7 protein-coding genes and 2 pseudogenes are annotated in these 16,794 nt (G+C 40.9%); 1 reads left to right on the forward strand and 8 read right to left on the reverse strand.

Annotation, left to right across the window (positions count from 1 at the left end):
- Nucleotides 1-355: 355 nt before the first annotated feature.
- The 8 genes and pseudogenes from ACKC4Y_RS07965 to ACKC4Y_RS08000 all read right to left on the reverse strand — a co-directional run bounded on the left by ACKC4Y_RS07965 (nucleotide 356) and on the right by ACKC4Y_RS08000 (nucleotide 15,316).
- Nucleotides 356-5,302 (reverse strand): annotated as a pseudogene (locus ACKC4Y_RS07965) (DEAD/DEAH box helicase).
- 966 nt (nucleotides 5,303-6,268) lie between these two features.
- Nucleotides 6,269-8,278, reverse strand: a complete 2,010-nt coding sequence (locus tag ACKC4Y_RS07970; protein ID WP_409361200.1) for a MacB family efflux pump subunit — start codon at nucleotides 8,276-8,278, stop codon at nucleotides 6,269-6,271.
- 3 nt (nucleotides 8,279-8,281) lie between these two features.
- On the reverse strand, nucleotides 8,282-9,508 hold the full coding sequence (locus ACKC4Y_RS07975) for an efflux RND transporter periplasmic adaptor subunit (protein ID WP_409361201.1): 1,227 nt from the start codon (nucleotides 9,506-9,508) through the stop codon (nucleotides 8,282-8,284).
- Nucleotides 9,505-10,989, reverse strand: a complete 1,485-nt coding sequence (locus tag ACKC4Y_RS07980; RefSeq protein ID WP_409361202.1) for an efflux transporter outer membrane subunit — start codon at nucleotides 10,987-10,989, stop codon at nucleotides 9,505-9,507. The genes ACKC4Y_RS07975 and ACKC4Y_RS07980 overlap by 4 nt, the downstream gene beginning before the upstream one ends.
- A gap of 66 nt (nucleotides 10,990-11,055) precedes the next feature.
- Nucleotides 11,056-11,865, reverse strand: coding sequence for an exodeoxyribonuclease III (locus ACKC4Y_RS07985; RefSeq protein ID WP_409361203.1), 810 nt, complete (start codon nucleotides 11,863-11,865; stop codon nucleotides 11,056-11,058).
- 30 nt (nucleotides 11,866-11,895) lie between these two features.
- The gene (locus ACKC4Y_RS07990; protein ID WP_409361204.1) at nucleotides 11,896-12,519 is read right to left on the reverse strand and encodes a LolA family protein; all 624 of its coding nucleotides are present in this window, start codon (nucleotides 12,517-12,519) and stop codon (nucleotides 11,896-11,898) included.
- Nucleotides 12,520-12,637: 118 nt separating this feature from the next.
- Nucleotides 12,638-12,837, reverse strand: a pseudogene (locus ACKC4Y_RS07995) (DNA translocase FtsK); the annotation flags it as partial.
- 43 nt (nucleotides 12,838-12,880) lie between these two features.
- Nucleotides 12,881-15,316, reverse strand: a complete 2,436-nt coding sequence (locus ACKC4Y_RS08000; protein ID WP_409361205.1) for a DNA translocase FtsK — start codon at nucleotides 15,314-15,316, stop codon at nucleotides 12,881-12,883.
- Between the two features lie 185 nt (nucleotides 15,317-15,501).
- Here ACKC4Y_RS08000 and ACKC4Y_RS08005 point away from each other — a divergent pair, with 185 nt between their 5' ends.
- A complete protein-coding gene (locus ACKC4Y_RS08005) occupies nucleotides 15,502-16,785 on the forward strand; it encodes a ubiquinone biosynthesis hydroxylase (protein WP_409361206.1) in 1,284 nt (427 codons plus the stop codon).
- The last annotated feature ends 9 nt before the right edge of the window (nucleotides 16,786-16,794 follow it).

A 16,794-nucleotide genomic window follows, 5' to 3' on the forward strand; every position in this document is an offset into this window, starting at 1 on the left:
TTCCTTCCTAATTTTCTGAAATTTCCCCCAAGCAACACTGTCGCTCTTTGCCAAGCCAAATGTTATAACAAGTACTCGAAAAAATTCATAAAAGGCATCTTTACACCTTTCTTCAGTATCCAAACGCAACCCTGCTTATAACGTACAAGCGAATAATTTTGATTACTAAGAGGTATTGACTTCCTCCCCACCCTAAAAAATAAAGCTTCTCAACCTCCTCCGGTTTTTTAAAAAATCCCTGCCGTAAATATTCACCACCCCCACTAAAAACACCTCACGTAGAAAGCTTTCCATAAGCTCTATCACAAGCCTTATATAGACAGTGTTTTATCACCACACCCCAAAAGACGCTGTTTTACGACACAATGGATAGCTTAACATTTTCAGTATCTCTCACTTCCAATTTTGGCAGACTGCGAACAATTTTCATTGTTTCCAAGCTTACCGTAATAACCCGCTGAAACAATTCCAGAGGATAGGCCGGATTACCCACCGTTTCAACAGCATAGCGATTAGCATCATTCACAATCCCACTCGCTTTATCCGTTTTGACAATCTGGCGCTCCATAACCCATTCAAGAGCAGACCGGCCATTGACCACATACTCATAAGCTTCAAGAGGAATATTCTGCATCGTAATATTTGCGTTATAAACCACTGTGCTCTTGTCAATAGCGCCACGCTTACCAGCAAATTTCATTGCTTCAACACGGTAGAAACTCTTCTCATCAGAAATCATCCAAGTTCTTGGATCACCCTGTTTATAGGTAACAGGATAGGGCTCAACCTCTTCATAATTCATATGCAAATCACCAAGCTTTCGCCCCGCTGTTACAAAAGCCCAAAAATCCTCTACCTTTTTAACTGTTGGGATACGTGGCAATTCTTTAGACAAATTATGCGCATAACGAGCACGGTAATCTTCAGAATGCAAAATCCCATAAACATAATAAAACAAATCATCCTTTGTTATCATTTCACTAGGATATGCTGCCTTAAAATATACCAACCCTTCATCCGTAAGTGCATCACGCCGCTGAAAACCAGTTTCTTTTCTTTCCTCTGCAAAATTTGCAAACAAATGAACCTGATCTTCTTCTTTAGACTTAGTATCTTCATAAACATACCGTGGAAAACATTGACTACCGCCATCCATCATATTTAAATCCGGTAAATCTTTAGTCATCAGAACAGAAAAGCCACTGCTTGCTCCAATTCCTGTAACTTGTATTACCCTATTTTTAACCGCTTGCTTCATAGGAAATATGCGCGGCATTTGAAAAACTCTATGGTTAAAAATACGATTATAATAAAGCCATTGCTGTGTAAAAGGACGATAAAGACTTTGCACTAAGCAATCACTTTCAAATTCGGAAAACTTGCCTCTTACCAATTCTTCTTTAAGGCCACTACTCCAGCTAATCTTTCTAGCATCTGTATTGACAAAATCATTTACAACATTTGCACGCACTTTGCGGTCAGCATGTGCATAAGCATTATTAAAACGTTCCACTTCATTGTTATAAAAAGTTATCGTGTTACGCATATTATCCGCTAGATATTCACGGCTTGAATTATATGCCCATGCATCACGATTAGTTGAAATACCGCAAGAAAACGTTTCAAATAGCTTTTTATCACTGCCCTTCTTATCACCTAAGACTAAAAAATTTTTAAAATCACTGTTGCGTTGATCCAGCCAATCGCCATGCTCATCTGGCGTAATCATCTGCCAGCCTTGTTCACGCTTGATTCCACAAATACTACCAAAATGCTGAAGTTCACGTAGCTTCTCTTTTGTCGTGAGATAATCTCCAATATCGTGAAAATATATTTTCCCACGCTGTTGAGATTCCGGATTTTTTACGAGAATAGAGATAGCAATGGGAGCTCGAGATCCAGAGCCAAAAATTTTTCCCCCTTCTTTTCGAGAAAGTTCTCCAGAAGTTCGTTGATTCCCCCGCAAATGGAAAATATAAAGGCTGTTAAACTCTTCAACTAAATATTTTCGTAAACCATCCGTAGAATTACTACTGATAAAACCTGCATTTGTCACAAAACCAATAACACCACAGTCTTTTATGCGGTCACTTGCCCACCGAATAGCACGAATATAGCTGTCATAAACTCTATTAACATTGCTCGCTTTAGATTGAGCAGCATAAGTTTCACGAATGCGACGGTCCAATTTAGGATAGCCAATATTTTTCGCATTGTCGTTTTCGCTTTTTTGCCCTACCGAATAAGGGGGATTGCCAACAATAACACGAATATCCAGTTCCTTCTGGAGTGATCGACGTGTGCTGTTATCCACCAGCAAATCACTGATCAGGTCCTTTTCTTGCTCATAAAGCTGGAATGTATCAGTTAAACAAATTCCCTCAAAGGGAACATAATCTCCCCCCATCAAACCATGATAGGTCGTTTCAATATTAATGGCTGCAATATAATAGGCTAAAAGCACAATCTCATTGGCATGAATTTCATGACAAAATTTGTGTTTCATCTCCTCTGACTTTATCAAACCCGATTGTAAAAGCCGCGTGATAAAAGTTCCCGTTCCAGTAAAGGGATCCATGATGTGCACACCCGATGAGCCAAGCGTTTGCCCAAATTCTTGCTCTAAGACATCATTGACAGAGTGCAAAATAAAATCCACAACCTCAACGGGGGTATAAACAATGCCTAGTTTTTCTACAGTACGTGGAAAAGCATAACGAAAAAACTTATCATAAAGCTCTACAATCAACTTCTGTTTTGCTTTTGGATCCGTAATGCCACTGGCGCGTAATTTTACACTTGCATAAAATCTCTCAAGATCTTTAGATTCCTTATCAAGGTTTGCCTCATCAAGCACATCAAGCATACGCTGCATAGCACGCGAGACAGGATTCTCACGTGTGAACTGATACCCTTCAAACAACACCTGAAAGACAGGACGCGTGATAATATGCTGTGCCAACATCTCAATCGCATCAGCTTCTGTAACAGCATCATTTAAATCATCACGCAGTTCTGCCACAAACCTGTCAAAGGCTTGACGCGCCTCAGTATCTGGCTCTGCCAGAATACCTGTTAAACGCGTGATATGATTCTTAGCAATTTCAGCAATGTTGCTCGCCCAATCTTCCCAATAATCACGTGTCCCACATTTCTTGACGATCTTTGCCAAAATCGCACGAGAAATTTCATCCACCGGGAAAGAAAGCTCCTTGTTTACATGATCTGTACGAGTTAAATCATATTCCGGTGTTCCAATTCCCGCTCGTGCCGGTTGTGTGCGTAGTGGAAGATTGTCTACAACAGCTGTAACAGCCTGTAACTCAGTGCTCTGCGTGATACCAATAATCTCAATCACATTGCTAATATCTTGGCTCAACGATGCCTTATTAATCGTCGCATCAAAACGATCATCATGCGCACGCAAAGCATTTAAAATTTGCCAAACAACCCGATATTTATCATTGTTGTTCAAAGCCTGTTCCACTGGAATCCCAGAGGGAATACCAATTGGCAAAATGACATACCCCATCTTTTTGCCCTCAGACCGACGCATCACCCGCCCAACGGATTGCACAACATCAATCTGGCTCTTGCGTGGATTTAAAAACATGATCGCATCAAGAGCCGGAACATCCACCCCCTCAGACAAACACCGTGCATTGGTCAAAATACGACAAACATCCTCACCACTATCAGCTTTCAGCCAATCAAGTAATGCACCACGATCCTTCGCATTGAAAGTGCCATCAACATGCTCAATTTCACACTTCAGAAAGTGCTCATTTTCCGTATCCTCTTTCGTATAATCAAGATATTCTCTAACAACCGCAGAAAATTCACCACACACCAGTTTAGAACTTTCAATAGTCTTGCAAAACGCCAAAGCACGACGCATGGGGTGTGGATCCGCACCAACATCAGCCTTCAGATCTTGTTTTGTCAGCGCCTTATAACAGCCAATAATCTTCGTTGCATCATCAAGAACAAGTGAAGACTGGTCATCACTAAGACGCTTCTGAACAGCGGAACTGACCAATTTTTCGTCCATTGCTAAGACAATAACCTTATAATCCGTTAAAAGATCATTTTGTACTGCCCAAGAAAACCCCCGATAAAAAAGTGTTTTACCAAAAAGCTTTTCATCATCCATCGAAGCAAGAACAACATTGGCTTCATTCGCGCGACTTTTTGCGTTATCACCAAAAATACGTGGTGTCGCTGTCATATAAAGGCGCTTCTTGGCACGAATAACATCATTAGAATGCACCTTAACAAAATTGGATTCATCCTCTCCAACCAGCGTTGCCCCTGTTGTACGGTGCGCTTCATCACAAATGATAAGATCAAATGTTGGCAAACCATACTTTTTCTGAGCATCCGCAACCACCTGAATGGATTGATAGGTTGCAAACACAACGGTCATCCTATCTGCAACATTCTTACCCGCCTGTTCTGCAAGTTTAGCAGCATCTGTTGTCGCCGGAAAAGCAAGATCAAACACATCAATTTCAGCAACATCATCACTATTTTTACGACGCTTTCCCACTTGTGTATCTGAACAGACAGCAAAGGATCTCAATCCGATTTCTGCATCCGTTGTCCATTCACGGACCGTCTGTGACATCAGTGCCAAGGAAGGAACAAGAAACAGAACAAACTTGCCTTCACCCGCTAAATCCTCAGCAATTTTAAGACTGGTAAATGTCTTACCAGTACCACAAGCCATAATAAGCTTACCCCGATCTGCTTGAGCAAGCCCAGCACGCACATCACGCAATGCTTCCAATTGATGTGGACGGATTTTCTTTTTATCCTCCAACACAATTTTGCCCTGAGCTGCAAAAGTTTCCCAACGGATCGGACTTTGTTGTATATTGGAAAGATTAATCCGTATAACAGGAATATCCTGCCCCCGTATCATTGTTTCAGCGTTATCACTCCAAGCACTTTCAGTGCTATCTATAATAACACGCCGCTTAAATGGAGCTTTCCCTGATGCCAAAATAAAACTATCAATATCTGCTTTTCTAATCCGATATGCTGCATCATAAAATTTACATTGGATTGCCGCAAAACCCTCTTCATTACGAATCTTTGCCACAAGATCGATGCCAGTATCATGACCATTTCAATCATTTTCACGAGCCCAATCTCTAAAGGTTTGAACCTTTTCATAACACCCAAACTGAAGAGGATCATGTGTCAGATAAGCAAGAGCAAAACGCTCAAAATACGTACCTTTGTCCCGTTCGGTACGCGCTTCGTCACGATATGTCTGTAAAAGCGATTGCAGCGTCATGCTTCCACCCCATTAAAAACATCTCTAACTATCGAGTCTAGACAAATTGGTCAATGCCTATTGTCCCACTCAAAAGACTTTAGATAACTCGATTTACTGAATGAACTGACTATTTATAATGGTATACGTACTAAGTAAAATAAATTGATAAAGTTTTACTTATCAGCAAAAGAGTGGAATCTGCTTCCTCCTCATCTCTGATAAATATCATGTAATCACTTACAAGAATGTAGAGATTTTCTTTATTATTTTGGTGAGCTTTTTTGATATTTATCTATTGAAAATAGTTTAAGCGCATATTCAGGAGGTGCTAAACGCAATTAAAGTATATCATAAAACCAATAACCAGCTATACCAATACACATAATAATGAATACAGCAATTAACATTCCCAGCAACATGAGCCCATAAGTGTATTCATCTCGTTCTCCCTACAAAACTGGAGCTTCGTAAAAACCTATATCTCCGTCGCATAAAGCCATAAAGAATCTTAAAACCAAACGTTACCAATACCAACGCCCCTCTCTTTGCCATACAATTTGTGAGCAAAAAACAGGGCCACGAATAAACAAAAGGAAAAGAAAAACTATAGAGACCAACCCGCCTCGTATACCCGTTCGTTTTTTTTAGATATAAGCTGTTTTTCGTTTAAATTTTCTTCTTTTTTATCTTGTTTGTTAACAGATATACACTCCATTTCCCCTCTTACTTTTAGGTTAAAATCCTAAAGTTATCGCGCCTTATATTTTTATAGCTATATAAAATACAAGGGAAATTTATTCATGATACGTTGTGCCGTAAAACTTCATCCTTTAATGTTATATAAAGCATGCTCCACTTATCGAATAAAACATTTTCTAAAATAGAACAGTGAATAATGCTAAATTTTTCCCATCCATGTTTCGCTTCATAAATGCTTCTTTTAAGTGGAAAACATCACAACAAACATGCCCCAATTGATAAAGCTTAATCGCGTGAAAGAGCGACAACAGGGTCAAGCCGTGAAGCTTGCCGCGCTGGAGAAAAACCAAAACAGATTCCAATGAGGGTCGAAAAAGTAAGGGATAGGATGATCGAATCAATCGTATAAACCAAGTGGATAGGCGCCTTAAACAGAAGAAATAAACCACCGATAGAAAGCCCAAACAGAATCCCCAAACCACCACCAATGACACAAACCAACACCGCTTCAATGAGAAACTGCTGCAAAATATCACTTTGGCGTGCACCAACTGCCATACGCACACCAATTTCATTGATCCGCTCAGAAACAGTGACCAGCATAATATTCATCACCCCAATACCACCTACAATCAGGGAAATCGCTGCAATTGAAGAAATTAAAAGTGTTAAGATATGTGTACTTTCCATGATACGTTCACGAAAGAATTCTGAATTTCTAATGAAAAAATCTTCTCCACCATGCCGCATAATGAGAAAACGTTTCACCATGTTTTCCGCTAAATGTGAATCGACATCATCAGCAATCCTAACGGTAATCGCACGAACTTCTGTTGTGCCAAGAAAACGCGTTTGCACTGTTGTATAGGGCAAATAAAGCTGTAATGTATTTGATGTGTTTCCATTTGCGTGATTTTGCGAATCAACAACACCAATAATACGCGCTGGAACATTACCCACATGCACCACTTTGCCAAGGGGGCTTTCATGGCTATGGGGAAAAAGAACAGACAATGCTTCTTTTTCAATCACGAGATCAACCGCCCGATCATGCACACTTTTTTGATCAAAAAACTGTCCTTTGAAAACTTTAAGCCCCTGTGTCTGAAAGAATTGTTCTCCCACCCCCACAATGACAGCATTGACTTCAACTGCGCCAAAACGCACTTTCGAGCTTGTTGAAATCTGAGGTGTTACACCAGAAACATAAGGTAACCCAGACAAGGCTTCTGCATCAGCTTCAACAAGACTTGTTATTTTCTCTGCTTGTGGATCAGAAAAACTTTTGCCAGGTAAAATTGTTAATGTATTAGCACCCAAGCTTTTAAAATTTTCCAAAATTTTCTCTCGTGTACCATTTCCCAAAGCCACCATAGCAATAATCGCCCCAATACCGATAATCACTCCAAGCATTGTTAAAAAAGTTCGCATTCGATGTGCATTCATTGCCAACAAAGCCATAACAAATGCCTCACGAAACCGCTCAACAAAAGACCGAAAAGAGCCAAGCTGTTGTTTAACTTTTAGCTGTTGTTTTTCATAAAAAGATTGACTATCCGTTTTTATTTTTGCCCCCGCTGCTCTTTTCTTTGCAACCCTTGTCATACTGTCAGCAATAATTTCTCCATCACTGATTTCGATAATACGCTCTGCTCTTTTGGCCACCTGCATATCGTGGGTTACAATGATAATAGTACGACCTTCTTGATGAAGCTCATCCAAAATACGCAACACTTCCTGTCCACTCTGCTTATCCAGTGCACCAGTTGGCTCATCGGCAAGAATAACCTCCGCATTATTCATCAACGCTCGAGCAATAGACACCCGTTGTTGCTGACCACCTGAGAGTTGATTTGGACGATGATTCACCCGATCACCCATGCCCAAGCGCGTTAAAAGATCTTGTGCACGCTTTTTCCTTGCTTCCACGGCACATCCTGCATAAATAGCAGGAATTTCAACATTCCCAAGAGCTGTCAATTCATTCAACAAATGATAGCGCTGGAAAATAAAACCAAAATGATTGCGCCGCAAAGCCGACAATTCATCAGCTGAAAGAGAAGCTGTTTCTTTCCCTGCAATCCAATAACGACCAGAAGTTGCTCGATCAAGACAGCCTAAGATATTCATCAATGTAGATTTTCCTGAACCAGAAGCTCCCACAATCGCTACCATTTCACCGCGCTTAATGGTAAGATTGATATCCTTCAAAACAGTAACAGATGTTTCGCCCGCAGGAAATTTTCGTACAATATTTTCCAACACGAAGACAGCATCTGCTTGGTTTGTGTTCATGATTTAAATCTCGTCTTCACTATGCACGTCAGAAGGTTCTGGCATCACCCCATCAGGCGAGCCAGTGATAACGACATCGCCCTCATTAAGTCCTGAAACAATCTCTGCCATCACCTTATTATTCAATCCAACGCTCACCTGTTTAGTAACCACCTTGTTCCCCCCCTCCAAAACAGAAACCCACGCCTTATGCTCTTTTGTCTCATCGCGTAAAGCATCGCTTGGAACCAACAAGACATTTTGAGCACGCCCTAAGATAATATGAACTTGAGCCGTCATATAGGTTCGCAAAAAATTGTCCGCATTATCAACATGTAGAATTCCGTTATAATAAATAGCTGATGAAATTAAAGCACTAGACCCCCCTACCATACCAGGGTTAATACTCACATCAGCACGAATTTCTTCAGGAGCAGGCTCTATCTTTTCTAAAACGCCCTCATAACGACGCTGCGAATTCCCTAAAACTGTAAAATAAAGTTGTTGTCCAGCCTGAACTTTAAGAACATCAGCTTCTGAGATTTGCGCCTTGATCGTCATCTTTGACAAATCGCCCAAAATAACAATTGTTGGCGCCGACTGAACCGCATTCACATTCTGCCCTTCTTCCACAACTGTTGCCAAAACCGTTCCCGCTGAAGGGGCAGTTATGCGTGTATAACCTAAATTGACCTCTGCACTATCCACATCAATTTGTGCTTGCACAATCTGCTGTTGAAGTTGAGCAATTTGCGCCTCACGTATTTTTACTTGTGTCGCAGCATCATCGAGATTAGCCCGTGAAACCGCACGTGACTCGATCATTTTTTTCTGACGTGCTAAATTTTTCTGTGCAAGAGAAAGATAGGCTTCTTGTTCTACCAAACTTGCATAATAGTGAGATAATGCTGCTTTTTTTCTTTTTAAATCATTTTCTTGATCTGTAGGATCAATTTCTGCCAAGAGATCGCCTTCTTTCACAACACTCCCAGGAGAAACGCGCATTGACACCACACGCCCTGTTGCACGCGCACCAACAGCCACCAACCGATAAGGACGTACAAGACCAGAAGCTAAAACACTTTCTTCAATATCCCCACGCTTCACCACCGCGGTTATATAAGTTGGGCTAGATGTTCCAAAAACAACAGAACGCAACCATAAAAACAAGAGAAGAAGGAATATAGCAGCTAAAAAGAAGGAAAGTTTTTTGTGTTTTGTAATGAAATTTTTGAGTAGACTTTTTTTCATTTCCCTACCTTTGCACGCGAACGAGGTGCACCATCAACGACTTCCGGACGTGATACATCAACAACGCCATCCCAGCCCCCCCCCAATGCTTTCATCAACGTGATATATTGTGTAACCAAAGAAACACGGCTATCTTTAAGTGCCATTTGTGCAGAATAATAAGAGCGATCAGCATTTAACAATTCAAGAAAACTGGTATTTCCATTCTCAAAAAGGCTCCGTGAAAGTTTTAAGGAATGAAGTGCAGCTTTATTCGCAACAATTAGCTTTTCTAAACGTTGATGTTCTTTAGTTAATCTTACCAACGCATTTTCTACATCTTCTAAAGCTTCCAACACAGCAGCCCGATAAGTAATAAAAGCTTGATCACGTTGTGCACGCGCAACCGCAATAGAAGCCTCAACCTGGCCTCCATTAAAAAGAGGTAAACGAAGACCAGGTCCAAAAGACCAGCCAATCGTTGAATTTTTCCATAACTGATCAATCGCCGTTGCGGCTGTCGAAATATTACCTGTTAAAGTAAGTGATGGATAGCGATCTGCTTCACGTTGACCAATCCGCGCTGTCGCTTGCGCGTATTGACGCTCTGCCCGTCGCAAATCCGGACGTGTTAACAAAATATCAGCTGGAATTCCTGCTGGTATCGGCCAGCGTGGTTGTGGAATCTTTGCATGCTTAGCATTTTTTTGTAAAAGATCCTTCAATGCCGTAGGCACACGACCAGTTAAGACAGAAAGGCGATGAACGCTCATTGCTAAATTCGCTTCCATCTGTGATATATCTGCTTCTGTATTTGCCATTTGTGCTTGCGCATTTGAAACATCAAGCTCAGAAACATCACCAGCTGTTAATCTAGCGCGCATCAATTCATAGGTTTTACGTTGTGATACAGCAATTTGCCGCACAATCAACAACTTCTGTTGCCAACCACGCATTTGCACATAATTTGTTGCCACATCTCCTAACAGTGTCACCATGGTAGCGCGCATATCTTCCACAGCCGCATCAAGACCATAACGCGCTGCTTCAACCGCTCGTTTATGCCCACCAAAAAAATCAAGCTCCCAGCTTGCATCAAAACCACTATGATATTGGTTTAACAATGCATCAGACTGTCCAGAATGACTACGGGTTCCTGAAATTGAATTGGACACATTTGGTAAAAGAGTTCCTACAACCTGCCCTAAACCCGCACGCACCTCACGTACCCGAGCTTTGGCAACAGCAACATTGTTATTTCCAGAAATCGCATAATCCATTAATGCATCTAGAACGGGGTCATTCAAACGTCGCCACCATCCGGCAAGCGCAACTGGCTGCCCTGCAGTCTGTGCAGATTTTTCTCCCCAAACTGCTGGAACACGAAAAGATGTTTTATGATAATTAGGACCAACCATACATCCAGACAACACAAAAAAACATAAAAAAGCACTACAAAACAAACTTTTTGAAGTAACCCACTTTAGATCTTTGATCTGCATCCACTCTCCCGCATGTTTTCAGAATCAGTCCGTTAATATTTTATTTACTTTACTCTTATTTCAAACTTAACGTGAAAAATCAAATACAGTTTGTATCGGAACGTGATCTGAAGGTTTCTCCCACCCGCGAGCGTTACGAAAAATCGAAAGATCTACAACAAAAGGTGCTAAATCTTGAGAAGACCAAATGTGATCAAGCCGCCGCCCACGATCAGCAAGTGCCCAATCACGTGCACGGTAACTCCACCAAGTGTAAAGCTTGGTAGGAACAGGGATATGAAACCGCATGAGATCAACCCATCCACCTTGACAGCATAAAGCTTTTAAACGCTTGGTTTCAATGGGAGTATGGCTTACAACCTTCAACAATTGCTGATGAGACCAAACATCCTCTGCCAAAGGAGCAATATTTAAATCTCCTACCAAAAGAGAAGAAAGACCATCTCCTTGATCCGCATGTATGGAAGACATTTCTTCTAAAAAATCAAGTTTATGCCGAAATTTTTCATTCACATTAGCATCAGGCACATCACCGCCAGCAGGAACGTAAAAATTATGAATCCGTATGTTTTTGCCATGAGCTTCAACAATAACTGAAATGTAACGACAGTCTTCCTTTTGACAAAAAGAACGCTTTTCAACGCTCTTAAAAGGCAAACGTGAAACAATTGCCACACCGTTGTAAGATTTTTGTCCACTCAATGCGAGATACTTATAACCCGCTGCTTCAAAATCCTCAACAGGGAATAAAGCATCTGGACATTTTGTCTCCTGTAGACACAAAACATCTGCAGAAAAGAGTTCTAAATACCGAAAAACCTGCGCAAGACGCAAACGAATAGAATTAATATTCCAAGTTGCAATACGAAAGAACATCCATTTCAATCCCAATGAAACAACACCGCACTATTTCTTCGAAGGAAGTGTAAACATCCCATCAGCAAACCTAACACCCGTGCGCACATTCATGATTTGAACTGTAGTTTCCAAATTCTGTTGATCAACAATTGTCCATTGCCGTAGAGCAGTGTTTCTAGGATCAAAAACCATTCTTATTTGCCCTGCTCCAATGCTTTTATCACGCAGAACAATCGTCACCGCTCCAGGATCTTCACGAAATGCCAATAAACGCCCCGAGGATACGTCAATTTTATCATCCAACAGAAATTTCATCGGCGTTTGCAAAAGTTGTGAGAAATTCCAAGTATTCAAAGCACGGTTATTAATGCCTACAAATTTACCATCTGCAATGATCTGTAAAGGTATTTTTTTGTAAATAAAACGAATTTTGCCTGGACGCTCTAAATAAAATGTCCCTTGAGACATTTTTCCCTTTGGACTAAACTGAATAAAATCACCCGTCATTGTTTTAATTGCCGCAAAGTGATTAGCAATATTCTGCGCCCGCGCCACTTTATTGGATGTCTGCGCAAAAGCAGAAAAAGTTAGGCAACAAAAGACAATGATTCCAACAAATCCAAAGATTCTTCTCCCAAAGATTCTTCTTTGTGGTAAAAAAGATGTTTTCATAGAAAATGCTCCCAAGCAATACATATTCATCTTATTATTAAGTAACAAATGCTGAATAAATACCCTCCTTTACAAGAGAAAGATATTATTTGAAAATAACTATCAAGAGCTTTTTATTTCAAAAGCATTTTTCTTCAGCAGATACCAAGATTTCTTGTTTTCCCGCATGATTTGCTGGACTAATAACCCTCTTCTTCCATCCGCTCAATCAATGAGGCAGCATAGTTATAACCAATATCTAAACAGCGTTGAATGTAAGAGGTTAAAGCCTTACGATCACGTAAGCACAACAGCAACAGCTTGCCTATAGAAGCCATCTGCTGCATCTTCACCGTTAACCGTCATCAAATTCGCCCTTTCATCAAAAGGGGTCTTCTTCAGCAGACACCAAGATTTCTCGTTTTCCCGCATGATTTGCTGGACTAATGATACCCTCTTCTTCCATACGCTCAATCAGTGAAGCGGCACGGTTATAACCAATGCCTAAACGGCGTTGAATGTAAGAAGTTGAAGCCTTACGATCACGAAGTACAACAGCAACAGCTTGTCTATAGGGATCATCTTCTGAAGGTGATGTGAAGGAAACATCTTCCGTATTTTCCGCAATCTCTTGCGTAATGGTTTCCAAATAATCAGGCCTTGCTTGCGCTTTAAGATGCGCCACAACTTGCTCCACTTCATCATCAGCCACAAATGGCCCATGAACACGCTGGATACGCCCACCTCCCATCATGAAAAGCATGTCTCCTTGTCCCAACAATTGCTCGGCTCCCTGTTCGCCAAGAATTGTTCGGCTATCAATTTTTGAACTCACAGAAAAAGAAATACGTGTGGGGAAATTGGCTTTAATCGTTCCAGTAATCACATCCACCGAAGGACGCTGGGTCGCCATAATTACGTGGATACCGGCGGCACGCGCCATTTGTGCCAAGCGTTGAACCGCTCCTTCAATGTCTTTACCAGCAACCATCATCAAATCGGCCATTTCATCAATAATGACAACAATATAAGACATAGGACTAAAATCGAGTTTTTCTGTCTCAAAAAGAGGCTCGCCGGTCTCGCGATCAAATCCAACTTGAATTGTCCGCGTCATTGTTTCTCCCTGACTTTCTGCTTCCCTAAGACGCGCATTAAACCCATCAATATTACGTACACCCAATTTTGACATTTTGCTGTAGCGTTCTTCCATTTCACGAACAGCCCATTTAAGCGCAATCACAGCTTTTTTAGGATCTGTTACTACGGGTGTTAACAAATGTGGAATGCCATCATAAACTGAAAGTTCAAGCATTTTAGGATCCACCATAATGAGGCGGCATTGTTCAGGTGTCATCCGATAAAGAAGCGATAAAATCATTGTATTAATGGCAACAGATTTTCCCGACCCTGTTGTACCAGCCACCAAAAGATGCGGCATTTTTGCTAAATCAGCAATAACCGTTTCACCACCTATTGTTTTGCCTAAAGCAAGTCCTAGTTTTGCTTTGCTGTCAATAAATTCTTGCGCCTGCAACATTTCTCGTAAATAAACCATCTCACGCCTTGTATTAGGCAATTCTATTCCAATCACATTACGTCCTGGAACCACTGCAACACGCGCCGAAATCGAACGCATCGAGCGTGCAATATCATCTGCCAAACCAATGATACGGGAAGACTTAATACCGGCAGCCGGTTCAAATTCATACAAAGTCACCACCGGACCAGGACGCGCATCAATAATTTGCCCCTTGACTCCAAAATCTAACAAAATACCCTCAAGTTCCTGAGAGTTCACTTTTAAGACAGCAGGAGAAAGTTTTGCATCCCTCGCGGTTGGAGGTGGAACCGAAAGATAATCCAAAAGAGGAAGAAGAAAACCATCATTTGAAGAAGCCGCTAAGGACTTGAAAACACGGCTTTTCAGGGGAGAAACAGGTACCTTATCTTGAAATTCCTCACATCTTGTTTTTTCATCAAAGAAAATTGGCTCAATTCGATCAAAGGATTTCTTTTGTTTTTTAGATTGATTTTTGAAAGAGAAAAAACGAAAAAAACGCGCTTGTAAAAAATAAAAAAAATGTAAAACAGCTCCAAAAGCTGTCGTAAAAAAGCCGTGCTGTGCTTCATCTGCAGCAGATTCTGTCTCTTCTGACACATCGAAAACTTGATCCACGATTTCGTTCTTCCGGACGTTTTTCACTTTTCTTTTATTTGTCTGACGCCGCCACACCACATTGCCAGCAAAAGCAGCCATCAGAAAACCTAAAACGATAAGAGCAACGCCCAACAGCACATTCTGAAAAGCAGAAAGCGGGATAGGGAAGATTAAAGAAGCAGCACTTAAAACTTTATCACCCAAAACTCCTCCCAAACCTATCGGCAATGGCCAGTGCGTAAAAGAGGCAACAGGGGTCATAAGAGCAAAAGAAACCAAGAAACAAATCGTTGAGACCATCCACAAAAAAAAGCGAAAAATCAAATTGTGGATATCTTTTTGTGCCAGCAAAAGAAACGACCAAAATAATGGCGGCAACAAAACACCAAGACTTGCTAAACCAAAAAATTGCATAAAAAAATCTGAGAAAATTGCACCTGGCCATCCCATAAAATTTTTAATATCACTTATACTTGCATGCGTTAATGAGGGATCTGCAACATTCCAAGTTGCCAAAGCGAGAACGCAAAAAACAATAAAACCCAAAAGTCCAAGCCCAATAAAGACACCAATTTGACGCAAAAACATTCCAATAAGCCGCGAACCTTGAAAATTTCGTGCTTCTAATGAATCATAAGGGGAAGAATTCTGATGCATCCATCAATTCCAAATACAAAGCTTTCATATTAAAAAGTTATAAAATTATGACCGCAAAATATTAATACAGTTTTAACCATCGTAATCATAACAATTCCCTTATAATATCGTATAAAAAGTGATATTAAAGAAAGGTATCATCTTCGTCTAAGAGCGAACAATCTGCGAACAATGGAAAAAGCGTTGTGTATTCTGATCTCAATAAAAAAGGTGTAAAATCCAATAAAAATATAAGCTCTCATAAAAACATAAAACGATGCGATCTCCTCATTGCGGGCGGTGGAATTGTGGGTTTGACACTAGCAGTCGCACTCAAACAAGCTGCCTCTGATCTGAAAATCAATATCGTTGATGCTGCTCCTCAAGAAGAACTCCCCACTTCCAATATACGAGCATTGGCTCTTGCTGCTGCTTCTATTCGTATGTTGGAACAATTACAATGTTGGGAACATGTAAAACCCTATGCCCAACCGATTCATTCAATGATCATCACAGATGCATACACAAATGATCCAGTCAAACCAACGCTTTTAACCTTTGAAGGAGAGGTTACCCCCAATGAACCCTTTGCCGCTATGGTGGAACATAAAGAGCTCATCAGTGCTTTAAAAAAGCGGGCAAAAGATCTGGATATTACTTTCATCGCAGACATGCGTGTTATTGATTTTCATCAAGAAGAGCAACATACAACTGTCACTTTAAGCAACAAAAAAATTTGGCAAACAAAGTTGCTGATTGCAGCCGACGGAGCGCATTCAAAATTACGCGAAAAAGCAGGACTTAAAAACTATTTTCATCCTTATAAACAAACCGCAATCATCTGCACGATTGAACATGAAAAACCTCATCATGGCCAAGCAATTCAACATTTCTTACCTGCTGGCCCTTTCGCTCTTCTTCCTCTCAAAGGAAATCGATCAGCTGTTGTATGGAACGAACACCATGAAACTGCGCAATATTACCTCAACGCTGACGCTCTTATTTTTGAAACAGAAATTGAAAAACGCATTGGTCATCGGTTTGGAAAACTCTTTTGGAATGGAGAACGCCAAGCTTTTCCCTTGAGCCTTTCTTTAACACGTCACTGCATCAAACCGCGTTTTGCACTCATTGGCGATTCTGCCCACACAATTCACCCCATTGCAGGACAAGGACTTAATTTAGGATTACGCGATAGCGCTGCACTCGCTGAAGTGATTATTGAAACAGCGCGCTTGGGTCTTGATATTGGATCCCTCATAGCTTTAGAGCGCTATCAAAGCTGGAGACGATTTGAAATTGTACGTATGGCCTTGAGCAATGACTGGCTTAACCAACTTTTTTCCAATGACAACCTTCTCTTGCGAATGCTCCGCGATGTTGGTCTTGGAATTGTCAATCAAACGCCAAAAATGAAAAAATATTTCATTCAGGAGGCTTCTGGCCTCACCCCTAATGCCCCACGTCTGCTACACGGATTCCCACTCTAAGAAAAAATA

The sequence above is a fragment of the Bartonella heixiaziensis genome, assembly GCF_046245125.2.
GTDB classification, from domain to species: Bacteria; Pseudomonadota; Alphaproteobacteria; order Rhizobiales; family Rhizobiaceae; genus Bartonella; species Bartonella heixiaziensis.

Coding starts and splice junctions, on each gene's coding strand:
- ACKC4Y_RS07980 (WP_409361202.1), bottom strand. CDS start 10,989: ATGCAGATCAAAGATCTAAAGTGGGTTACTTCAAAAAGTTTGTTTTGT.
- ACKC4Y_RS07970 (WP_409361200.1), bottom strand. CDS start 8,278: ATGAACACAAACCAAGCAGATGCTGTCTTCGTGTTGGAAAATATTGTA.
- ACKC4Y_RS08000 (WP_409361205.1), bottom strand. CDS start 15,316: ATGCATCAGAATTCTTCCCCTTATGATTCATTAGAAGCACGAAATTTT.
- ACKC4Y_RS07990 (WP_409361204.1), bottom strand. CDS start 12,519: ATGAAAACATCTTTTTTACCACAAAGAAGAATCTTTGGGAGAAGAATC.
- ACKC4Y_RS07975 (WP_409361201.1), bottom strand. CDS start 9,508: ATGAAAAAAAGTCTACTCAAAAATTTCATTACAAAACACAAAAAACTT.
- ACKC4Y_RS07985 (WP_409361203.1), bottom strand. CDS start 11,865: ATGTTCTTTCGTATTGCAACTTGGAATATTAATTCTATTCGTTTGCGT.